This window comes from Pseudomonas fluorescens (assembly GCF_005938625.1).
Lineage (GTDB): Bacteria > Pseudomonadota > Gammaproteobacteria > Pseudomonadales > Pseudomonadaceae > Aquipseudomonas > Aquipseudomonas fluorescens_BD.
The window spans coordinates 1-21394 of the sequence record NZ_VCNJ01000102.1; the positions used below are offsets into that span (position 1 = coordinate 1).

The following is a 21394-nucleotide window of genomic DNA, read 5'->3' on the forward strand; positions in this document are numbered from 1 at the left end:
AGGCTCACTCCTACAGGGGTCTTGTGGTGGACCCATACTTCGAATTCACCGCAAAAAACTGTGGGAGCTGGCTTGCCAGCGATGAGGCCAGTGGCAGCACCGCATCTATTAATTCAGGGCCCGAGCCAAAAACGGCGCCGTCCTGCTCTTCTTGCTCGCCGCAACCTTCTGCGGCGTGCCGGCAGCGACAATCCTGCCGCCCTGATCCCCCGCCCCCGGCCCGATGTCGATCACCCAGTCGCTCTGCGCTACCACGCGCATTTCGTGTTCGACCACGATCACCGTGTGCCCCGCCGTGACCAGCGTATCCAGTTGCTCCAGCAGCCGATCGACATCCCGCGGATGCAGCCCGGTGGTCGGTTCGTCCAGCACGTACAAGGTCGCGCCGCGCTGACTGCGTTGCAACTCGGTGGCCAGTTTGATCCGCTGCGCTTCGCCACCGGACAGTTCCGTGGCCGGCTGACCCAGGCGCAGATAACCCAGGCCGATGTCTCGCAGCACTTCCAGTGACCGGCGAATCCCCGGTTGCCCGGCAAACACCGTCACCGCTTCATCAACGGTCAGTTGCAGCACTTGGGCGATGCTCAAACCCTCCCAGAGAATCGCCAGCGTCTGCGGGTTGTAGCGTGCGCCATGGCAGGTCGGGCACGGCGCATAGACACTCGGCATGAACAACAACTCGACACTGACAAAGCCTTCGCCCTCGCAGGTGGCGCAGCGACCCTTGGCGACGTTGAAGGAGAACTGCCCGGCGTCATAACCCGCAGCCCGTGCAGCGTCGGTCGCGGCGTACAGCTTGCGCACGTTATCGAACAATCCGGTGTAGGTCGCCAGATTGGAGCGTGGCGTGCGGCCGATCGGTTTCTGGTCAACCTGCACCAGTCGCTTGATCGACTCCAGCCCGGACGTAACCTGACCGCTGCTGACCTGCGGCGCGTCGTCTTCGAGGCTGAGTTCTTCCGGTTCGCTTTCCAGCGTGGGACGGCCCAACTGCGCGCCGACCAGTTCCAGCAACGCCTGACTGACCAGACTCGACTTGCCGGAGCCGGACACGCCGGTCACCGAGGTAAAGCAGCCCAGCGGAAACTCGGCACTGAGATCATTCAGGTTATTGCGGGTGATCCCGTCGAGTTTCAGCCACGCCGTCGGCTTGCGCGCAACGCGTGTCTGGCGCAGCGATTCGGCAAACAGATAGGCCCGCGTCTGCGACGCTTCGATCTCGGCCAGACCTGCCGGCGGGCCGCTGTACAGCACCTGACCACCCTGCTCGCCCGCCGCCGGACCCACGTCGATCAGCCAATCGGCGCGGCGCATGGTTTCCAGGTCATGCTCGACCACAAACAGCGTGTTGCCATCGGCCTTCAAGCGCTGCAACGCCTCGAACAACGCCTCGCCATCGGCCGGATGCAAACCGGCAGAGGGCTCGTCGAGCACGTAGATCACCCCGAACAATTGCGAACCCAGTTGCGTCGCCAAGCGCAAACGCTGCAACTCGCCGGACGACAGCGTCGGCGTACTGCGCTCCAGCGCCAGATAGCCGAGGCCCAGATCGGTCAGCGTACTGACCCGCTCCAGCAGGTCCTCGGCAATGCGCTGCGCCGCCAGACGTTTTTCCAGCGACAGATTTGGCGTGTGGCGCACATCCGGCGCGGAGCCGTGGCCGCTGGCGCCATGGGCCACGCGCTGCTGGCGGGCTTCGCGGGTCTGTGCATGACTCAAGGTCTCGCCGTTTTCTTCGGCATGTTGCAGATAACTGGCCGCCGCCACCGGCCGCAATACTTCGGCCACTTGCAGCAATGGCATCTGCGACAGCTCACCGATGTCATACCCGGCAAACGTCACCGACAACGCCTCACGCTTCAGACGCTTGCCGTCACACAACGGGCAAGGGTTGCCGAGCATGAATTGCGACACACGCTTCTTCATCAGCGCACTTTGCGAGTGAGTAAAGGTATGCAGAATGTAGCGCCGCGCACCGGTGAAGGTGCCCTGATAACTCGGTTCCATTTTGCGTTTGAGGGCGACGCGGGTTTCTTCCGGGGTCAGCCCGGCGTACACCGGCACGGTCGGGGTTTCTTCGGTGAAGAGAATCCACTCGCGCTGTTTTTTCGGCAGCTTCTTCCATGCAATATCGACATCGATGCCCATGGTCACAAGGATGTCGCGCAGGTTCTGGCCCTGCCACGCCAACGGCCAGGACGCCACCGCACGCTGGCGGATGGTCAGGTTGGGATCGGGCACCATCAGCGCTTCGGTGACCTCGTACACCCGGCCGAGGCCATGGCATTCGGAGCACGCACCCTGCGGCGTGTTCGGCGAAAAGTCCTCGGCATACAACATCGGCTGCCCCGGCGGATAACTGCCGGCGCGCGAATAGAGCATGCGGATCAGGCTCGACAACGTGGTCACGCTGCCCACCGACGAACGCGTGCTCGGCGTACCGCGTTGCTGTTGCAGGGCCACGGCCGGCGGCAGGCCTTCGATGGAATCGACATCCGGCACGCCAACCTGATCGATCAGCCGTCGGGCATACGGCGCCACCGATTCGAAGTAGCGGCGCTGGGCTTCGGCATACAAGGTCGAGAACGCCAATGAAGACTTGCCCGAACCGGACACGCCGGTGAACACCACCAGTGCATCGCGGGGGATGTCGACATCGACGTTTTTCAGGTTGTGTTCACGGGCGCCGCGCACCCGGACCATGCCGGTGGGTGCTTTGGAGGTGCGTTTGGAAGTCATCGACCTGCCTTGGTGAAGGAATGTTCAGCGCTCAGCTACCGAGCACCACACGAATCATCTGCAACATGGCTTCCGGGCTATACGGTTTGCTCAGCAAATGGGTGTCGGGGCTCAACTGGTGATTGCGCGAAATGATGTCGCGGGTGTGCCCGGAGGTGAACAGCACCGCCACCGGCGGCGTTTGCACCTTGGCCCAGGCGAACAGGTCGGAGCTTTTGATCAGCCCCGGCATGACCACGTCAGTGAAGATCAGGTCGACCTCGACACCGTCGAGGAGCATTTGCATGGCCGCATCGCCGTGCCCGGCGGTCAACACGCGATAGCCCTCCTCACGCAACAGCTCGACCGCCGAGGCGCGCACCGCGTCGTTGTCCTCGACCACCAGAATCGTCTCGTGGCCACCGCTCTGCTGCCTTTGCAGATTGGGCGATTCATCCAGGATCGGCCGCAGGCTGCGCGGGAAATACAACTGCACCCGCGTGCCCTCGCCCAAAGCGCTGAAGATCTCGACATGCCCGCCGCTCTGCTTGACGAAGCCGAACACCATGCTCAGGCCCAGACCGGTGCCTTGGCCATCGGCCTTGGTGGTGAAAAACGGCTCGAACACCTGCTCCAGAATGCCTGGCGCGATGCCGGCGCCGGTGTCACTGACGGCAACGCGGACAAACTCGCCGGGAACGATGCCTTTACCGGCACAGAACTCGCGATCAAGCCGCACGTTGGCAGCGCTGAGCCCGATGGTGCCCTCGCCCTTCATCGCGTCACGGGCGTTGATCGCCAGATTGAGAATGGCGTTTTCCAACTGGTTGCGATCGACGTTGATATGCCACGGTTGCTGCGGCAACTGCACGTCGATCTGAATGGTTTCGCCCAGCGCGCGCTGCAGTAATTCGCCTACGCCTTCGAAAATCTGCTGCGGGTTGCACACCGCCGGCGACAACGGCTGGCGCCGGGCAAACGCGAGCAATTGCGAAGACAGCTTGGCGCCGCGCTCGACCGCTGCCAGCGAGGCGCTGACCCGGCGCTGCACATTGGCGTTGTTCGGCTCGTGACGTGCAAGCAAATGCAGATTGCCGGCGATCACTTGCAGCAGATTATTGAAGTCGTGAGCCACGCCGCCGGTCAGCCCGCCAATGGCTTCGAGTTTTTGCGACTGGCGCAACTGTTCTTCAGCCGCCAGCCGCGCCTCGACTTCCTCGCCGACGCGCTGTTCGAGGTTGCGGGTAAATTTGAGCAGGGATTCTTCAGCAATTTTGCGTTCATGAATGTCAATCAGCACACCGGGAAAGCGCAGCGGTTTGCCGTGTTCGTCAAACTCGCAACCGCCGCTGGCCAGCACCCACAGATAATGACCGTCGCTGCGCTGGACGCGGTATTCGGCGTTATACGGCTCACCGGTCTGCACGGAATGGGCGACGCGCTCTTGCACCCAGGCGTGGTCATCGGGGTGGATACGCGACTCGGCAATGTCCTGGGCCAGATTGCTCAGGTCATGATCCGGCGGATACGAGAACGTGCGGGCGAAACGCTCGTCTGCCGATAGCGTGTTGTTTTTTACGTCCCAGACAAACGAGCCGAGCAAGGCCCCCGCATTCAGCGCCAGACGTACCCGCTCGTTATCGGCGCGGTAAGCCTTTTCGGCGGCCTGACGGCGGCGTTCGGAGTGCATGAATTCGGTGGTTTCCACCACCATCGCCATCACCCCGGCAGGCGCTCCGTCATCATTGGCGACCGGGCTGTAATACAGGTCCATCCAGACGTCTTCGGGGACGCCATCGCGCAACAGCACCAGTTCTTTATTGCGAAAGGACAAGGTGCCGCCCGCCAGGCAGGTGTCGACCACGTGTCGATTGAATTCAGCGACTTCCGGCCAGCCCAGTTCCACTGGTGAACCGAGCAGATACGGATGGCGACCACCGGCAAATATCGAATAGGCATCGTTGTAGATCATGTAGCCGGCACGGCCCCAGAGCATGACCATCGGCAGTGGCGAGGCCAGCATCAATTGCACCGCGCTGCACAGGCTGGCTGGCCAGCCGTTCAGCGGGCCAAGTTCGGTGTGGCCCCAGTCGAACGCACTGATGCGCCCGGCCATTTCGCCTTTCCAGCCGTCACAACCATGGCTATCGGATAAAAACTGCATCGACTGACTCAGTGTCCTTAGGTGGTTGCCCGATAAATCGCGACGCCATAACGACGCGACGCCCGTCTGTTTCGAGCGTCTTGCGTCGTATTGGTTTCATAAGAGGTATAGCCGATTTCATTCCCGCTCGGCGCCTAGACCCCGATCAGGTGCTTGAGCGGATGGTAGCCAGTTTTCATCTTCGCGGCGACGTCGAGAATGGCCTTCTCGATACCGTTCAAATGCATGCAGGTCAGCTCGATGGCGGCGCTCTGATTGCCAGCCTCGATGTACTCGAGCAAACGCAGGTGTTCGTCATCGCGACAGGCTTCGTGGCTGTCGTCGTCCAGCGCGGCAGCGTAGAGCGAGGCGCGGGAGATCAGCTTCTGGAACCAGTCGAGCAACACCGGATTGTTCAGGCTGCGCGCCAGTTTGATGTGGAACTCGCCGAGCAGGTGAATCAGGCGTTCATGATCGCCCGCCGCATGGGCTTCATCTTCCAGCAGCAGGTGTTCGCGCAAATCCTGCATGGCTGCGCTGTCCTTGCGCCGGCACAGTTCGGTGACGATGCCGATCTCGATCAGCCGGCGGGTTTCGAACAGCGAACGGATCTCTTCGTTGCTCGGCAGCGACACCGATGCACCTTTATTGGGCTCGGTGGTGACCAGTCCGTCGGCCTCCAATTGCTTCAATGCGGCGCGCACCGACGTGCGGCTGACATTGAATAACTCGGCCAACGAGGCCTCGCCCAGCTTCATCCCCGGACGCAACGAACGCTTGCTGATCGCCTCGTAAACCCCTTGGTAGACGCGGTCGACCGTGGTTTCCAGTTTCTTCTCGGTCATTCGAACACTCCTTTGGCGTCGGGCAACCTGCCCCTGGCGATGCACGGCCATGGAAAAAGGGGGTTGCACACGCAGATTAATCCGGGTATTTCTAAATTGCATTCAGATATTGCATACAATAAATAGAGGATTGCACCATTATGGGTCAACCAATAGCAATTGAAGTGCGCAACGTCTCTAAACGGTACTCCGATGATCCTGGCCTCGCGCCGGCCCTCGACAATGTTTCGGTGAACATCGCCGATAACGAATTCTTTACCCTGCTCGGCCCCTCTGGCTGTGGCAAAACTACCCTGCTGCGGACCATCGCCGGTTTCGAACACGTCAGTGAAGGCGAGATTCGTCTGGCCGGCGAACCGGTCAACGATCTGCCGCCGTTCAAGCGTCGGGTCAACACGGTGTTCCAGAGTTACGCGCTGTTTCCGCACATGAGTGTCGCGCAGAATATCGCCTTCGGGCTCGAGATGCAGGGTCTTGAGCGCAAGTTGATCCCAGAGCGGGTCAACGAAATGCTCGCGCTGGTGCAAATGGAGCATCTGGCCGGACGCAAACCCGCTGAATTGTCCGGTGGTCAACAACAGCGCGTGGCTCTGGCCCGGGCCTTGGCGCCGAAACCGAAAGTGCTGTTGCTCGACGAACCGCTGTCGGCGCTCGATCTCAAGCTGCGCAAGGAAATGCAGGTCGAACTCAAGCGCGTGCAGAAAGAAGCCGGGATTACCTTCATCTTCGTCACCCACGATCAGGAAGAAGCGCTGACCCTGTCCGACCGCATTGCCGTGATGTCCGCCGGCAAGATCCTGCAGATCGGCACGCCGACCGATATCTATGAGCACCCGCAACATCGCTTTGTCGCGCAGTTTATCGGCGATATCAACTTCCTCCCCGGCCAGCTCAAGCACGGCGAGCACAACGAAAAACTCTTCGTGCCCAATGGCATGCCGGTCGAGATTGCGTGCCAGCCGCAGGCTTTCAATGGCAGCAGCGTGCAACTGGCGTTTCGTCCGGAACGCTCGCAACTGGTTGACGCCAGCCAGCCGCATCACTTGCGTGGCGTCATCGAAGCGGTGCTCTACGTCGGCACCGCCACGCTCTATCAGTGCCGTTTGAACAACGACATCAAAGTCATGCTGCGCGAAAACAACGAAGGCCTGAACCAAAGCCGTGCGGTCGGTGAACGCGTTGCCGTGCACCTGCCCCCGCACGCCTGCCTGTTGATGGAGGCCTGAGATGAGTGTCAGCAGCACTTCCCCCGCTCTCAACCGCGCGCTGTTGCTCAGCCCGGTGGTGTTGACCCTGCTCGCCCTGATCGCCATTCCACTGGGAATCATGGGCTACATCAGCCTGTTGCCGCGCAACACTTATGGCGGGGTCGACTGGCAAGCGCAATGGCAACTGCAAAGCTACGTGCAGCTGTTTTTCCAGGAAGGATTCGACGGCGAACTGGAACTGAACTGGGTCTACGCCCAGGCGCTGTTGCGCTCGGTGTTGCAGGCCGGCGGCACCACCGTGTTGTGCTTTCTGTTCGGATTTCCGGTGGCGTTGTGGATGTCGAGCCTGACCCCACGCCGACGCAATCTGATGGTGCTGCTCATCACCATTCCGTTCTGGACCAACCTGCTGATCCGCAACTACGCGTGGTTGATCATCCTCCGCGAACAGGGCTGGGTCGCGCAAAGTCTCAACGCGCTGTTCCCCAGTGCCGGCGGCATCACCCTGCTCTACAACGACTTCGCGGTAAGTGTCGGTCTGGTCTACAGCTTCCTGCCGTTCATGATTCTGCCGATCTACTCGACGCTGGAAAAACTCGACTGGCGTCTGGTGGAAGCCGCTTACGACCTTGGCGCCAATCGCTGGCACGCGTTGCGCCGGATCATCCTGCCGCTGTCGATGCCCGGGGTGATTGCCGGTGCACTGCTGGTGTTTGTGCCAAGTCTCGGCGCCTTCATCACCCCGGCAATCCTTGGCGGCGGCAAGACCTTGATGATCGGCAACCTGATCCAGCAACAGTTCGGCACCGCGCGCAACTGGCCGCTGGGCAGTTCGCTGTCGTTCCTGTTGCTGGCGATTCTGCTGGTGTCGCTGGTGCTCTATGCGCTGTACAGCCGCCGTGCGGCGAAGACCATCAATCGGGGGGCGAAAGCATGATTTCCCTGCACCTGAAAAAACTCCCGGCGACCCGCGAAATCAGCCTGCTGATCCTCGCCTATCTGTACCTGCCGATCTTCGTGTTGATCGCCTACAGCTTCAACGCCAACCGCTCGGCGACGGTGTGGACCGAGTTTTCGTTTGCCTGGTACGGGCGGATTCTGGCCAACCCGTCGATCCAGACGGCGGCGCTGAACTCGATCATCGTCGCGACCATCGCCACGGTCTGCGCCACGGCGATTGCACTGCTTGCGGCGCTGGCCACGTACCGGCCGTTCTACGGGCAGAAAATGGTCGAGGGCGGGATAAACCTGCCGCTGATCCTGCCGGAGATTGTCACGGCTGTGGCGACCTTGCTGCTGTTCATGGCGCTAGGCATCAAGCTTGGGTTGCTGACGGTGATCGTCGCGCACATCGGCTTTTGCATTCCTTTCGCTTACCTGCCGATTCGTGCGCGGCTCAACGATCTGGACAAGAGTTTGCTGGAAGCGGCGAACGATCTTTACGCCAATCCGTGGCAGGTGTTCCGCCGAGTGACCTTGCCATTGCTGTGGCCGGCAGTGCTGTCCGGTGCGGTGCTGGCGTTCGTGGTCAGCCTTGACGACTTCATCATGACCTTCTTCGTCGCCGGGCCCGGTTCGACGACCTTGCCGGTGTACATCTTCTCGGCGATCAAGGCTGGCGTGACCCCGGAAATCAATGCGATCTCGACGCTGATGCTGGTGATCTCGATTGTCCTGGTGGTGCTCGCCTTCTGGCTGGGCCAACGCGGTAAAAAACAATAAATCTGGAGCGCTCCGTTTATGAAAAGCAAAAGCATGCGTTTGGCAGTATCCGGTCTGGCCCTGAGTTGTTTCGCCGCGTTCGGCGCTCACGCCGCCGAGCCGAAAGAGCTGTTTTTCTACAACTGGACCGATTACTACCCGGTCGATCTGCTGGCCAGGTTTGAAAAGGAAACCGGCATCAAGGTGACCATGGACGGTTACGACAGCAACGAAACCCTGCTCGCCAAATTGCAGGCTGGTGGCGCCGCGTATGACGTGATCGTGCCGTCGCAGTCGATCATGCAGACGCTGATCAAGCAGGACCTGCTGATGGAAATCGACGCGCCGAGCCTGAGCAACTTTCAATACGTCAAAGGGCCGTTCCGCGATCCAGGCTTCGACCCGGGGCGCAAGTTCTCGGCGCCGTATCTTTGGGGCACCACCGGCTTCTCCTATGACAGCGCGCGGGTGCCTGGCGGCAAACTGGATGACTCGTGGAAAGAGTTTTTCGAACCGCGCAAAGAGCTGCAAGGCCAGCTTGCCGCACTCGATACCTCAAGCAGCGTGATCAACGCCGCCAGCCATTACCTGAACGTTGATGAATGCAGCGAAAACCCGCAGGACGCCAAGCGCATTCTGGAATTGCTGCAAAAGCAGAAGCCGTTTTTGAAGATGTACAGCTCGGATAACACCGTCGACCGCATGGCCTCGGGCGAAGTGATCATGATGCAGAACTGGAACGGCTCGACAGCGCGGGCGACGTTGCAGAAGAGCACGATCAAGTACGTCTATCCGCGTGAAGGCGTGGCGATGTTTCAGGATAACTTCGCCGTGCCGAAAAGTGCGCCGCATCCGGGCAACGCGAAGATTTTTATCGACTGGATGATGAAGCCGGAGAACGCCGCGGCGGTGTCTAACGCGATTGCGTATGCCAACGGCATTCAGAGTGATCAATTGCTCGATCCGAAATGGAAGGTGATGGACGCGATCAACATGCCCGACGAGTACGCCTCGCGTCTGCGGCCGGAGAAGGAATGCAGCAACAAGGCGCGGGAGCTGCAGGATCGCATTTGGTCGAAGCTCAAGGGTTGATCCGGAACCGCTGCCCTCACCCTAGCCCTCTCCCAGGGGTAGAGGGGACTGACCGAGGTGTCTTGCGATCTACGCCGACCTGATGAACCGAGTCGATTATGGATTTACAGCTGAGCTTGCAAACCGGTCAGTTTTGGATTCACAGCTGAGCTTTCAAACCGGTGAACTTTGGATTCACAGCCGGACTTTCAGGTCGGTGTACTTCTTCAATATCCCCCATTCGGTCCCCTCTCCCTCCGGGAGAGGGCTAGGGTGAGGGAAAAAATTCAAAGACCTACGAGGTTTGTATGACCCAACCACACTGGCTCCGCAACGTACGCCCCTACGGCGCACCCGCCGAAGACCTGCTGATCGAAAACGGCCGGTTCGCCCAACGCCGCCCGGCCAGCAATGCGCCGCTGGCCGCCAGCGAGATCGACGGCCAAAACCAGCTGCTCACCGCGGCCTTGGTCGAAAGCCACGTCCACCTCGACAAAACCCTCTACGGCCAACCCTGGCGCCCAAACAGCGCCGGGCCGACGCTCAAGGACTACATCAGCAACGAGCGCCGTATCCTCCGTGAAGTCACCGCGCCGATCGCCGAACGCGCCGGTGCCCTGCTGGAAAACTGCATCGCCCGTGGCTCGCTGACGATGCGCTGCCACGTCGACATCGACCCGGAATTCGGCCTGCGCCATGTCGAAGCCATGCAGCAATTGCGTGAACGCTATAAAGACCTGATCGACCTGCAACTGGTGGTGTTCCCGCAAACCGGGCTGATCAGCCGCCCCGGCACCGCCGAATTGATGCGTGAAGCCATCGCACTGGGCGTGGAGAACGTCGGTGGCCTCGACCCGTGCGGCATCGACAACGATCCGATTGCGCAGCTGGATTTCGTCTTCAAACTGGCTGCGGATTTTGGCCGAGGCGTGGACATTCACCTGCATGATAAAGGTGAGCTGGGACTGTGGCAGATCGCGCTGATCGCCGATTACACCGAGCGTTTCTGCCTGCAAAACCGGGTGATGATCAGCCACGCTTACTGCCTGGGCATGTTGCCGTGGAGTCAGGTCAAACCGGTCGCTGAGCGTCTGGCGGCGTTGGGGATTTCGCTGATGAGTTCGGCGCCGGCCGACACCGCTGTTCCACCGTTTATGGCCCTGCGCGAAACCGGTGTGAATGTCTGCCTGGGTTCCGACGGCATTCGTGATGCGTGGTCGCCGATGGGCAATGGCGACATGCTCGAACGGTCGATGTTGCTGGCGTTTCGGTTTGATCTGGCCAAGGACGATGAGCTGGCGGCGGCGTTTGATGCGGCCACGGTCAACGGTGCGCGGGCGCTGGGCGTCGAGGATTATGGATTCGCGCTGGGTCAGCGTGCGGACTTCTTGCTGATGCCGGTTGAAACCCTCGGCGAAGCAGTCGTTGCGCGGCCATTGCGGCAGGTCTATCGCGCGGGCTCCTTGATCGCTAGCGGCGGTCGTTTGCTGGACAGCCGTCTGTGAAACGCATCGGTTTGAAAGCCAGTTGCGTGGTCGGTTTCGACGGCTCGCAGCATGTGCTGTGGCGTGACGGTGAAGTGGTGTTTGCCGGCTCGCGCATTGAATTTGTCGGGCGCGGTTACGCGGGGCCGGTGGATCAGTGGATTGATTACGGCAATGCGCTGATCGGCCCCGGCTTCATCGATCTGGATGCGCTGGGCGATCTCGATTCCACGGTGCTGACACTGGATAACGGTGACGAACGCAACATGGGCCGCATGTGGTCGTCCGAGTATCTGGCCGCCGGTCCGCGTGAGACTTACAACGCAGAAGAGGAGATTTTCAAATACCGCTACGCCTTCACCCAATTGATCCGCAACGGCATCACCACGGCGATGCCGATCACTTCGATGTACTACCGCGAGTGGGCGGAAACCTGCGATGAATTTGCCGCCGTCGCCGATGTAGCCGGCGAACTCGGTTTAAGGACATACCTCGGCCCCTGCTACATGAGCGGTATGAGTTACTGGCAGGCTGACGGCAGCCTCGCTCATCACTGGGATGAAGATCGCGGGTTGACCGGGCTTGATGCCGCTGAACGGTTCTTCAGAGACTTCGACGGCGCGCACAACGGTTTGATTCGCGGCGCCTTGCTGCCAGACCGGATTCAGACCTGCACCCCGGCGCTGCTGCAACGCACCTCGGCGCTGAGCCGCGAACTGAATGCGCCGATGCGTCTGCACTGCTGTCAGGCGCTCAGTGAGGTGGCGATGGTCGAGCAATTGCGCGGGACTTCGCCGCTAGGCTGGTTGCAACAACTGGACCTGCTCACGCCGCGCAGCCTGCTGCCACACGGCATCTACAGCGCTGGCGATGACGACCTGCAACGACTGATCGATGGCGGCGCGAGTCTGGTGCATTGCCCATTGGTGTTTGCCCGTGACGGTGAGGCGCTGAACTCGTTCGGTCGCTACCGCGCCAAGGGCATCAACTTTGCGCTGGGCACCGACACCTGGCCGGCGGATCTGCTGGAAAACATGCGCCACGGTTTGAACATCGCGCGGCTGATGGAGGGCGGCTCGGCGCTGACCAGCAGCCTCGACCTGTACAACGCCGCGACTCTCGGTGGTGCGCGGGCGCTGGGCCGTGATGATCTCGGCCGTCTGGCGTCCGGCGCCAAAGCCGACATTACCGTGTTCAACCTGCGCGGTCTGCATCTGGGGCCGCTGTTCGATCCATTGAAAAACCTGCTGCTGGCCGGGCGCGGCGACGACTGCATCGCCAGTTACATCGACGGTCGCTGCGTGATGCACGACGGTCAGGTCAACGGCATCGACTACCCCACCCTGCAACGCCAGGCACAACGCCAATACGAAAAACTGATGCGCAGCCACAGCGATCGTGCCTTTGCCCGACCGGACTGGAAAACCTTGTTCCAGCCGGCCATTCCGTTCGCCGATGACTACAGCGCCGACGCGCCATTGAGCGCGATTGATCCACTTCTTTAGAGACTTCTGCCATGCACAGCTTCGATTTCAGCCAGCTCAGCCCACGGGAAAAATACAAGATTCTGATCGGCAGCGTAGTGCCCCGACCCATCGCACTGGTCACCACTATCGATGGCGAAGGCCGCGTCAATGCTGCGCCGTTCAGCTTTTTCAATGCACTGTCGGCCGATCCGCCGATTCTGGCATTGGGCGTGGAGAATTACGGTGACCAGAGTCCGAAAGACACCACACGCAATATCCAGTTGAATCAGGAATTCACCGTGAACATCGTCAGTGATGCATTGGTGGAGGCGATGAACGTCTGCGCCGTGCCGTTCGCGCCGGGTTTCGATGAATTGACGGCGGCGGGCCTGACGGCGATTGCCGGCACCACGGTGAAATGCCCGCGCATTGGTGAAGCGCCCGTTGCGCTGGAATGCCGGCGGATGATGGCGCTGAACATTGGTCAGTCGCGCGAGATCATTTTTGGCGAGGTGTTGATGGCGCATGTGCGCGATGAGTTGATCGATCCAAAGACGCTGTACATCGATCAATTGGGCCTGGATGCGATCGGGCGCATGGGTGGCCATGGTTACGCGCGAACCCGCGATTACTTCGACCTGCCGACCCGCTCGTTGCAAGCGTGGACGGAAGCACCGGGCGGTGGCGAGCGGTTTTGGCCAGAGCGTTGATGACTGATCGTTCCCACGCTCTGCGTGGGAATGCCGCCATGGATGCTCTGCGTCCACTGTGACGCGGAGCGTCACGGGATGCGTTCCCACGCAGAGCGTGGGAACGATCATTACCGGACTCAGTCAGTGCCGTACTTCGGTGAGCGCGGGCCGTACAGCAGGCCTGCCCGGTGTCCGGCCGAGAGCAGACGATTGCTCGCCACACCAGCAATCGGGTAGCCGGCATCGGTGGCGCTGTTGATGACCTGCTTCACCGCCGCCGTGATCAGCATGCCGATCAGACCGCCACCACCGTTGTTGCCGCCCTCCTCGCTCGACGCCCGCGCCGAACCGGTCCACAGCGTCGTGCCGCTTTTCAGGTCGACCAGTTTCGCCGTCGCGGTCACCGCCGTCTCGCTGCTGATCACCATGTAACGCGTGCCGTATTCGGTCACGGTGATGTACAGCGCCGCGTCCGCACCGAAGATCTCCTTCAGTTTGCTCGGCGGTGCCTGATGGATATCGTCCGGGGTGGTCAGGCCATTCTGGCGGAACGTCTCGTCAACCAGCGCGATCGGCAGCACGTAGTAACCGGCTTCGGCCAACGGGAAGGTCACTTGCGACAACAGGCTGTACGACGCCTTCACATCCGGCGAAGTGTTCAGCGGTGGCAGCACCAGAATGGTTTTCGGCCGCGCCTGTTTGTAGGCCGAGTAATCCACGGTCTTGGGCGCAACGCAGCCACCCAGCACGGTCAGGGCCAGACCGGCGGCCAGCAGTTTCAAGGTGCGCGCGATCATTTCGCGTCTCCGCTCTTGGCGTTTTTAAGCAGAAAATCCATGTACGTGCCGGACTCGGGAAACAGGGTTTTCTCGGTGTTGAACTGCTGGACCATCTGATCGTCCTTGCCCATGCTCAGATAGAGCAGGCCAAGGTGCGCGTGGTAACCCGGCGGTACGGCTTTGCCGGTGGAGCGGATTTTCTGCAGGTCACGTTCCAGTGCTTCGGCCTGGGCTTCTTTCGGCTCTTCGCCTTTGAAGTATTCGTAGACCTGGGGTTCGTAGCCTTCCCACTGGTACAGGGTTTGCGGGCCGGGGGCACAACCGGCCAACAAGGCGCTGGCGGCCAGCGTCAGCGCCATCAGCGAGCGCGACAAAGTCAGAGTCATGGGGTGTTGCTCCTTGCAATGGGCGTCGATCAGTTGCCCGGTTTCCAGGCACCGGCGTTCATGCCATCAACCAGACGATTGATCGCCTCGCGCATGGCCAGATCCAGTACTTTGCCGTTGAGGGTCGAGTCGTAGGCAGCGGTGCCGCCGAAGCCGATGATTTCGCGGTTGGACAAGGCGTATTCGCCGGCGCCCTGAGTCGAATACACCACTTCGGAGGTGCTGATGTTGACGATGTTCAGGTTGACCTTGGCGTAGGCGACCTGGGTCTTGCCACGGCCGAGAATGCCGAACAACTGGTGATCGCCGGTCTCTTTGCGGCCGAATTCGGTGACGTCACCGGTGACCACGTAATCAGCGCCTTTCAAGCGTTGGGCCTGGCCCTTGATTGCCGCTTCCTGCTGGATTTCGCCCATGTTGTCGCGATCCAGCACAGAGAAACGGTTGGTCTGCTGCAAATGGGTGATCAGGATGGTCTTGGCCTGACCGCCGAGACGGTCGACGCCGTCGGAGAAGATCCCGCGCATGTAGCTGGAGCGGTTGTCGAACTTGCCCACAGCCATTGGCACGCGAACGCCGGTCCAGACCTGGGAGGCGCTTTCAACCTTGGCCACCGGCAAGGCGCGCGAGCTTTCCGTCGCGCAACCTGAGAGTGTGCCAGCCATCGTGCCAAGCACAGCAATCGCGACGCCTGAGACCAGCATCCGGGAGATCATTCTCACTGAGTATTCCTTTGAAAAACGGGGATGTCCCGGCGCGGCGATGCGCGGCGGGAGCTGAAAAGGGGCGGCATTATGACAAAGTGCCATCATTGAGGACAGGTTTTTTTGACGCCAGTGAATTGGCTGTACCGGACTTGATCGTTCCCACGCTCTGCGTGGGAATGCAGCCACGGACGCTCCGCGTCCGCTGTGACGCGGAGCGTCACGGGAAGCGTTACCACGCAGAGCGTGGGAACGATCAGACAAGGGGTCGGTGCGCTAATGGAAATCGCGGCTCTGCACGCGAATGCCATTGAGCAGCGGGCTGAGATCGCTCAAACGCCCGGCGATCAGGTGGCGTACTTCGCCTTCGCGCTCCCAGCGGCCATCGACCCTGAGCAATTGCGAACCGACCAGCACTTGCCGCTGACGCTCGGCCAGATCGCGCCAGACCACCACGTTGACGTTGCCGAACTCGTCTTCCAGGGTCACAAACGTCACACCGCTGGCGGTGCCCGGTCGTTGCCGTCCCGTCACCAGCCCGGCGACGCTCACCGGCCGACCGTGTTCGACGTCGAGTAACTCCTGCGAACTGCGGCAACGCCGGGCTTTGAGCTCACCGCGCAACAGCGCCAGCGGATGCGGCCCCAACGTGGTACCGACGGTGCTGTAATCGGCGTGAAGATCTTCGCCAACACTGGGTTTGGGCAGCACCACCTCGGCCTCCTCCTGACTCGGCAACCCGGCAAACAGGCCCAGCTGTTTCTGCACCCCGGCGACTTCCCAGCGCGCCCGATGCCGATGCCCGGCCAAGCCGCGCAACGCCCCGGAATCGGCCAGTAATGCCTGCGCCCGACTGTCGAGCGCCGCCCGCTCGCCCAGGTCGGCAACATCGGCAAACGCACCCCGCGCGCGCGCCGCTTCGATGCGCCGGGCATCGTCCTCGCGAAAGCCCTTGATCATGCGCAGGCCCATGCGAATCGCCGGTTGCGCTGCCGTGGTGGTTTCCAGGCTGCAATCCCAGTCACTGGCGCGCACATCGACCGGGCGGATCTGCAACTGATGCCGACGCGCATCCTGGAGAATCTGGTCCGGGCTGTAGAAGCCCATCGGCCAACTGTTGATCAACGCGCAGGCGAACGCCGCCGGTTCGTGGCACTTGAGCCAGCAACTGGCGTAAGTCAGCAGGGCGAAACTGGCGGCATGGGACTCGGGAAAACCGTAGCTGCCGAAGCCTTTGATCTGCTCGAAAATCTGCGCGGCAAACTCCGGCGTGTAACCGTTTTTCTTCATGCCGGCGGCGAGGCGCTCCTTATGCGGCTCAAGTCCGCCGTGGCGCTTCCACGCCGCCATCGAACGGCGCAATTGATCAGCCTCGCCGGGGCTGTAATCAGCAGCAACGATGGCGATCTGCATCACCTGTTCCTGAAACAGCGGTACGCCGAGGGTTCTTTCCAGAACGACCTTGAGTTCTGGCGACGGGTAGGTTTCCTCCTCTTCCTTGTTCCGACGGCGCAGGTACGGATGCACCATCCCGCCCTGAATCGGCCCCGGGCGGACGATGGCCACTTCGATCACCAGGTCGTAGAACTTCGCCGGTTTCAGGCGCGGCAGCATCGACATCTGTGCGCGGGACTCGATCTGGAACACGCCAATGGTGTCGGCGCGGCTGATCATCTCGTAGGTCGGTTTGTCTTCGGCCGGAATATTCGCCAGGCTCAGATCCAGATTGCGGTGACGACGCAGCAAGTCGAAGCAACGACGGATTGCACTGAGCATGCCGAGGGCAAGGATATCCACCTTGAGCAGGCCGACCGCGTCGAGGTCGTCCTTGTCCCACTGGATGATCGTGCGCTCGGCCATCGCCGCGTTCTCGACAGGCACCAGCGTGTCCAGCGGTTGCTCGGAAATCACGAAGCCGCCGGGATGCTGCGACAGGTGCCGGGGGAAGCCGATCAACTGCCCGGTCAGGCTCAGCACTCGGCGCAACACCGGGCTGTCGGGGTCGAAACCACCTTCCAGCAGACGCGCGACCGGCGGGGTTTCATCGCTCCAGTGGCCGCAGCAATCGGCCAGTGCATTGATCTGATCCGGCGGCAGGCCCAAGGCCTTGGCCACGTCGCGCACTGCCCCGGCGGCGTGGTAGGTGCTGACCACCGCGGTCAGCGCCGCGCGACCACGGCCGTAACGCCGGAATACGTATTGCAGGACTTCTTCGCGGCGTTCGTGTTCGAAGTCGACGTCGATGTCCGGCGGCTCGTTACGCTCTTTGGACATGAAACGCTCGAACAGCAGTGTGGTGCGGTCCGGGTCGATTTCGGTGATGCCCAAGGCAAAACACACCGCCGAGTTGGCCGCCGAGCCACGGCCCTGACACAGAATGTTTTGCTCGCGGGCGAAGCGCACCACATCGTGCACGGTGAGAAAGTAGCTTTCGTAACCGAGTTCGGCGATCAGCTTCAGCTCATCGTCGATCTGCTTGAGCACTTTGGCTTGCGGCCAACGCCAGGCGATACCCTCTTCGGTCAGTTGCCTTAGCCAGGAACTGGCGCTGTGCCCCTCGGGCACCAGTTCTTTGGGGTATTGATAACGCAATTCGCCCAGATCAAAGGTGCAGCGCCGGGCCAGACTCACCGACTCATCCAGCAAGGCCTGCGGATATAACTCGCGCAACACCTCGACGCTGCGCAAATGTCGCTCGCCATTGGGATGCAAACGCAGCCCGGCCTCGGCCACCGGCACGTGATGCCGGATCGCGGTCATGGTGTCCTGCAAGGCGCGGCGGCCACGGGCGTGCATGTGCACATCGCCGCTGGCTACCGGCGGAATCTGCAACTCGGCGGCCAGACTCAACAAGCTCGCCAGCCGTTGCTGATCGTCTTGACCGCGATGCAACTGTACCGCTAGCCACAAGCGTTCGCCGAAGGTCTGCTGCAGCCAACGGCCCTCGTCCACCTGATCAAGCGAGTCTGGCACCCATAACACCAGCAATCCCGGCAACGGCTCGGCGAAGTCCTCGCGCAGCACCTGATACTGGCCTTTTTGCGTACGCCGCCGGGCACGGGTGATCAAGCCGCAAAGCGCCTGATAGCCCGCAAGATTCTCCACCAGCAGTACCAGTTTCGGGCCGTTTTCGATACGAATTTCACTGCCGATTATCAGCGGCAGCTCAACGGATTTCGCCGCTTGCCATGCGCGGACGATCCCGGCCAGCGTGCATTCATCGGTGATCGCCAGTGCCTGATAGCCGTGTTTTTTTGCGCGCTGAAACAGTTCCAGCGCACTGGACGCACCGCGCTGGAAACTGAAGTTCGACAGGCAGTGCAGTTCGGCATAACCGTCGCTCATGCAAACCAGCCCTGCAGCCACAACGGACCACCCTCACCCACCGCGCGATAAGCCCAACCCTGCTGACCGGCGCGGTTCTGGATCAGGTAATAATCGCGGCGCACATCGTCACCGTCCCACCAGCCGGACTCGATACGTTCCGGCCCCATGAGAATCCGCGCCGAACCTTCTGCCACGCTTTGCGGCTCGCCAAGCAACCAGCCCGGACGGTGCACGCTCGGCAAGCCTGCGCAGCGCTGTTTGTCGACGCCGTGCTGCCACGCGCACTCCGGGCGGTGATCGGCCTGAAAGCGCAGCCCCTGCACGGCATCATCGCCCAAGCGTGCACGCAAGCGTTCGCGCAATTGCTCCCACGGCAAGGTCTGTTGCGGACGGTCATCGAACAGTTCCTGAAACTGCGGCACGAAACTCGGCAGGTCCTCGGCGCGCAGACGAAAGCCGCGCACGGGCGCCTCGACCAGCACTTGCTCCAGCCGCCCGCGCGCCAGTTCGAAGAGCATCGCCGGATCACGTTCGGCGCTGAGCAGGCCAACCTTGATCACACTGTCCGGCAACCCGGCGTGTTCCAGATGCAGGTCGAAACGCTGCACGCCACTGTCACGCCCGCAGAGGAATGCCGACAGATCGCCGGTCAAACGCCGTAACGGGAACAACAAGGCCTGATACGATTGCACGTCGAAATTCAGTTCGATGCGCACATCGAAACGATCCGGCGGCAAGTAAAACTCAAGCGCCAATGGCCGCGCACCGAACAAGGTGTCGAGGTGTTTGAGCATCTGCGCTTCAAAGCGCCGGGCCAGCGCCTGACGTGGCAGGCTTTGCACCTGACTGAGATTGCGCAGGCCCATGCGCGACAACGCCGTGGCCACGGCCGGTTCCAGACCGACACGATCGACAGGCAACTGGCCGAGATGGTGCTGCAAGGCTTCGCCGTCCGGCACCACCAGCCCGTCGTAAGCATTGGCCAGTACCCGCGCCGCCACCGGATTCGGTGCGGCAACGATGCGATGGCGAAAGCCCAGATCGGTCAGCTCCTTGCGCAACCGTGCTTCAAACTGCGCCCAGGAACCGAACAGACCCAGGCTCGATTCGATCTCGAACACCACGGTGCGCGGGTAATGCACGCTGACCTGCGCGCTGAAACGGTAGGCCCACGCAGCAAGAAATTGCTGCCAGTGCTCGACCTCAGCCACCTCGTAATCGGCAGTGGCAAACCCTTTGCTCATCGCTTGGGCGGCGGTCATCGACTGGCCCGGACGCAAACCGAGTTTGCGCGCCGCCGGGTTGACCGCTTGCAGCACCCGGCGCTGGGCCGGGCCGTTGAGCAGCACCAACGGCTCATCGGGATCGGGGCGCTGACGCTGCACGGCGTCGAGGGCCAATTGCGGAAAAAGAATACACACCCAGCGCATGACGACCTCAATGACCCACGGCAAAGGCAATCGGCGCCGCACGCGCCAGTCCGCCACGGCACTTGAGGACGCGCAACTGCGCGGGTTTGGCATCAATGGCAATCCGTAACGCCGCCGGTGACGGGTTGACCGCCTCGCTCAACGGGCGCCATGCAAACGCCAGGGTCTGGCCGGTTTCCGCCGCCACCTGCAAACGGCGCAATGCGCGGTCATCGGCCTTGTGCGGCCAGCACAGCACCGCGCCGCAACTGCCCGAACGCAGGCACTGTTCCGCCGCCCACAAGGCATCGCGCTCACTGGCCTGGATCACCGACAACTGACGCAGATCGACCCCGGCGTTTGCCCACGCTTGCGGGTACGGCACGAATGGCGGCGCCACCAGTACGATGCGCTCGCCTGCCGCCGACAACCGCGCCAGCGTCGGCCAGACCAGTTGCAGCTCGCCGACACCGGGGCCGGCCAACAGGATTTCGCTGAGCGCCGCTTCCGGCCAGCCACCGCTGGGCAATGCGGCGTCCAGCGCAGCGTGCCCGGTCGGTTGCGGGCTGGCGGCCGGCGGCGCAGGTCGGCCCTTCCAGACCTGGCCGCCATTGAACAGCGTGTCCAACGCAACGACGGCGCCCATCAGCCTTGCCTCACCAGACCACAGAACACCCCTTCGATGGCCAGATCCTGATCGTCGCGCACGACAATCGGCTGGTACGCCGGGTTGCGTGGCAACAGCCGCACTTCATCGCCGAGCCGTTCGAAGCGTTTGATGGTGACTTCACCGTCGAGCCGCGCCACGACGATCTGGCCGTTGAGTGCTTCGGGATTGCGCTTCACGCCGACCAGATCACCGTCGAGAATGCCGTCCTCGATCATCGAATCGCCCTGCACCCGCAGCATGTAATCGGGTGTGCGCGAGAACAGCGCCGGATCGAGCAGCAAGCGGCTATGGATGTCGGCATCGGCGCCAATCGGCGCACCGGCAGCGACGCGGCCAAGCACGGGGATGTCGAGCAGCTCCGGACGCGGCGCTTGCCCGAGCAGGCGAATGCCGCGGGCCTGGTGCGGGTTGACCTCGATAAAACCGGCTTCAGTGAGCGCGAGCACGTGCTTGCGCGCCACGCTGCGTGAGGCAAAACCAAAAGCCTCGCTGATTTCAGCGAGGCTTGGGGGCTGACCGTGTTCGGCGATTCGATCGCGGATAAACGTCAGGATGGCGGTACGGCGGGGAGTGAGGTTCGTCATGGAGTACATTTGTACTCCTGTAGGATTTTCCTGACAAGCGCCGCCAGTCGGCCCACCCCTCGTTGATCGTTCCCACGCTCTGCGTGGGAATGCCTCTAGGGACGCTCCGCGTCCAGTGACGCGGAGCGTCACGGGCTGCATTCCCACGCCGGAGCGTGGGAACGATCAGTGCGGGGGTGTTAGCCAAGGCCGCGTTCGGCGAGGAGT

At 61.8% G+C, this 21394-nt stretch carries 17 protein-coding genes; 7 read left to right on the plus strand and 10 right to left on the minus strand.

Annotation, left to right across the window (positions count from 1 at the left end; translation table 11 throughout):
* Nucleotides 1-108: 108 nt before the first annotated feature.
* From FGA82_RS30850 to FGA82_RS30860, 3 genes are all read right to left on the minus strand, one after another.
* Nucleotides 109-2739: an excinuclease ABC subunit UvrA gene (locus tag FGA82_RS30850; protein WP_141130013.1), complete on the minus strand. Its 2631-nt coding sequence runs from the start codon at nucleotides 2737-2739 to the stop codon at nucleotides 109-111.
* Nucleotides 2740-2770: 31 nt separating this feature from the next.
* The gene (locus FGA82_RS30855) at nucleotides 2771-4882 is read right to left on the minus strand and encodes a PAS domain-containing hybrid sensor histidine kinase/response regulator (RefSeq protein WP_141130014.1); all 2112 of its coding nucleotides are present in this window, start codon (nucleotides 4880-4882) and stop codon (nucleotides 2771-2773) included.
* Between the two features lie 134 nt (nucleotides 4883-5016).
* Entirely contained in the window at nucleotides 5017-5706 is a 690-nt protein-coding gene (locus FGA82_RS30860; protein ID WP_141130015.1) for a GntR family transcriptional regulator, read from the minus strand.
* 140 nt (nucleotides 5707-5846) lie between these two features.
* Here FGA82_RS30860 and FGA82_RS30865 point away from each other — a divergent pair, with 140 nt between their 5' ends.
* The 7 genes from FGA82_RS30865 (at nucleotide 5847) to FGA82_RS30895 (ending at nucleotide 13346) form a co-directional block, all read left to right on the plus strand.
* Nucleotides 5847-6932, plus strand: coding sequence for an ABC transporter ATP-binding protein (locus tag FGA82_RS30865; protein ID WP_141130016.1), 1086 nt, complete (start codon nucleotides 5847-5849; stop codon nucleotides 6930-6932).
* 1 nt (nucleotide 6933) lies between these two features.
* The gene (locus FGA82_RS30870) at nucleotides 6934-7851 is read left to right on the plus strand and encodes an ABC transporter permease (RefSeq protein WP_141130017.1); all 918 of its coding nucleotides are present in this window, start codon (nucleotides 6934-6936) and stop codon (nucleotides 7849-7851) included.
* Nucleotides 7848-8636, plus strand: coding sequence for an ABC transporter permease (locus tag FGA82_RS30875; protein WP_141130018.1), 789 nt, complete (start codon nucleotides 7848-7850; stop codon nucleotides 8634-8636). Before FGA82_RS30870 ends, FGA82_RS30875 begins: the two co-directional genes overlap by 4 nt.
* An 18-nt stretch (nucleotides 8637-8654) precedes the next feature.
* Nucleotides 8655-9707, plus strand: a complete 1053-nt coding sequence (locus tag FGA82_RS30880) for an extracellular solute-binding protein (protein ID WP_141130019.1) — start codon at nucleotides 8655-8657, stop codon at nucleotides 9705-9707.
* 287 nt (nucleotides 9708-9994) lie between these two features.
* A complete protein-coding gene (locus tag FGA82_RS30885) occupies nucleotides 9995-11191 on the plus strand; it encodes an amidohydrolase family protein (RefSeq protein WP_141130020.1) in 1197 nt (398 codons plus the stop codon).
* Entirely contained in the window at nucleotides 11188-12675 is a 1488-nt protein-coding gene (locus FGA82_RS30890) for an amidohydrolase family protein (RefSeq protein WP_141130021.1), read from the plus strand. Before FGA82_RS30885 ends, FGA82_RS30890 begins: the two co-directional genes overlap by 4 nt.
* 11 nt (nucleotides 12676-12686) lie before the next feature.
* Nucleotides 12687-13346 (plus strand): flavin reductase family protein, encoded by a 660-nt coding sequence (locus FGA82_RS30895; protein ID WP_038368881.1) that lies wholly within the window; start codon nucleotides 12687-12689, stop codon nucleotides 13344-13346.
* Nucleotides 13347-13465: 119 nt separating this feature from the next.
* Here the strand turns inward: FGA82_RS30895 and FGA82_RS30900 are convergent, their stop codons facing one another.
* The 7 genes from FGA82_RS30900 to lexA form a co-directional block, all read right to left on the minus strand.
* Nucleotides 13466-14125: a DUF799 domain-containing protein gene (locus tag FGA82_RS30900; protein ID WP_141130022.1), complete on the minus strand. Its 660-nt coding sequence runs from the start codon at nucleotides 14123-14125 to the stop codon at nucleotides 13466-13468.
* Nucleotides 14122-14493 carry a DUF4810 domain-containing protein gene (locus FGA82_RS30905; protein ID WP_141130023.1) on the minus strand — a complete coding sequence of 124 codons (372 nt, stop codon included), beginning with the start codon at nucleotides 14491-14493 and terminating at the stop codon, nucleotides 14122-14124. Before FGA82_RS30905 ends, FGA82_RS30900 begins: the two co-directional genes overlap by 4 nt.
* Nucleotides 14494-14522: 29 nt before the next feature.
* The gene (locus FGA82_RS30910; protein WP_162483052.1) at nucleotides 14523-15209 is read right to left on the minus strand and encodes a CsgG/HfaB family protein; all 687 of its coding nucleotides are present in this window, start codon (nucleotides 15207-15209) and stop codon (nucleotides 14523-14525) included.
* A 264-nt stretch (nucleotides 15210-15473) separates the two neighbouring features.
* A complete protein-coding gene (locus FGA82_RS30920) occupies nucleotides 15474-18563 on the minus strand; it encodes an error-prone DNA polymerase (protein ID WP_212760562.1) in 3090 nt (1029 codons plus the stop codon).
* Nucleotides 18539-19954, minus strand: a complete 1416-nt coding sequence (locus tag FGA82_RS30925; protein ID WP_141130026.1) for a Y-family DNA polymerase — start codon at nucleotides 19952-19954, stop codon at nucleotides 18539-18541. The genes FGA82_RS30920 and FGA82_RS30925 overlap by 25 nt, the downstream gene beginning before the upstream one ends.
* A 7-nt stretch (nucleotides 19955-19961) precedes the next feature.
* Nucleotides 19962-20579, minus strand: a complete 618-nt coding sequence (imuA, locus tag FGA82_RS30930; protein WP_141130027.1) for a translesion DNA synthesis-associated protein ImuA — start codon at nucleotides 20577-20579, stop codon at nucleotides 19962-19964.
* The gene (lexA, locus tag FGA82_RS30935) at nucleotides 20579-21196 is read right to left on the minus strand and encodes a transcriptional repressor LexA (RefSeq protein ID WP_038368860.1); all 618 of its coding nucleotides are present in this window, start codon (nucleotides 21194-21196) and stop codon (nucleotides 20579-20581) included. Before lexA ends, imuA begins: the two co-directional genes overlap by 1 nt.
* Nucleotides 21197-21394: the final 198 nt, after the last annotated feature.

Excerpts from the sequence above, each read along its gene's own strand:
- FGA82_RS30850 (WP_141130013.1), bottom strand. The coding sequence starts at position 2,739 with ATGACTTCCAAACGCACCTCCAAAGCACCCACCGGCATGGTCCGGGTG.
- FGA82_RS30855 (WP_141130014.1), bottom strand. The coding sequence starts at position 4,882 with ATGCAGTTTTTATCCGATAGCCATGGTTGTGACGGCTGGAAAGGCGAA.
- FGA82_RS30860 (WP_141130015.1), bottom strand. The coding sequence starts at position 5,706 with ATGACCGAGAAGAAACTGGAAACCACGGTCGACCGCGTCTACCAAGGG.
- FGA82_RS30865 (WP_141130016.1), top strand. The coding sequence starts at position 5,847 with ATGGGTCAACCAATAGCAATTGAAGTGCGCAACGTCTCTAAACGGTAC.
- FGA82_RS30870 (WP_141130017.1), top strand. The coding sequence starts at position 6,934 with ATGAGTGTCAGCAGCACTTCCCCCGCTCTCAACCGCGCGCTGTTGCTC.
- FGA82_RS30875 (WP_141130018.1), top strand. The coding sequence starts at position 7,848 with ATGATTTCCCTGCACCTGAAAAAACTCCCGGCGACCCGCGAAATCAGC.
- FGA82_RS30880 (WP_141130019.1), top strand. The coding sequence starts at position 8,655 with ATGAAAAGCAAAAGCATGCGTTTGGCAGTATCCGGTCTGGCCCTGAGT.
- FGA82_RS30885 (WP_141130020.1), top strand. The coding sequence starts at position 9,995 with ATGACCCAACCACACTGGCTCCGCAACGTACGCCCCTACGGCGCACCC.
- FGA82_RS30895 (WP_038368881.1), top strand. The coding sequence starts at position 12,687 with ATGCACAGCTTCGATTTCAGCCAGCTCAGCCCACGGGAAAAATACAAG.
- FGA82_RS30900 (WP_141130022.1), bottom strand. The coding sequence starts at position 14,125 with ATGATCGCGCGCACCTTGAAACTGCTGGCCGCCGGTCTGGCCCTGACC.
- FGA82_RS30905 (WP_141130023.1), bottom strand. The coding sequence starts at position 14,493 with ATGACTCTGACTTTGTCGCGCTCGCTGATGGCGCTGACGCTGGCCGCC.
- FGA82_RS30910 (WP_162483052.1), bottom strand. The coding sequence starts at position 15,209 with ATGATCTCCCGGATGCTGGTCTCAGGCGTCGCGATTGCTGTGCTTGGC.
- FGA82_RS30925 (WP_141130026.1), bottom strand. The coding sequence starts at position 19,954 with ATGCGCTGGGTGTGTATTCTTTTTCCGCAATTGGCCCTCGACGCCGTG.
- imuA (WP_141130027.1), bottom strand. The coding sequence starts at position 20,579 with ATGGGCGCCGTCGTTGCGTTGGACACGCTGTTCAATGGCGGCCAGGTC.
- lexA (WP_038368860.1), bottom strand. The coding sequence starts at position 21,196 with ATGTACTCCATGACGAACCTCACTCCCCGCCGTACCGCCATCCTGACG.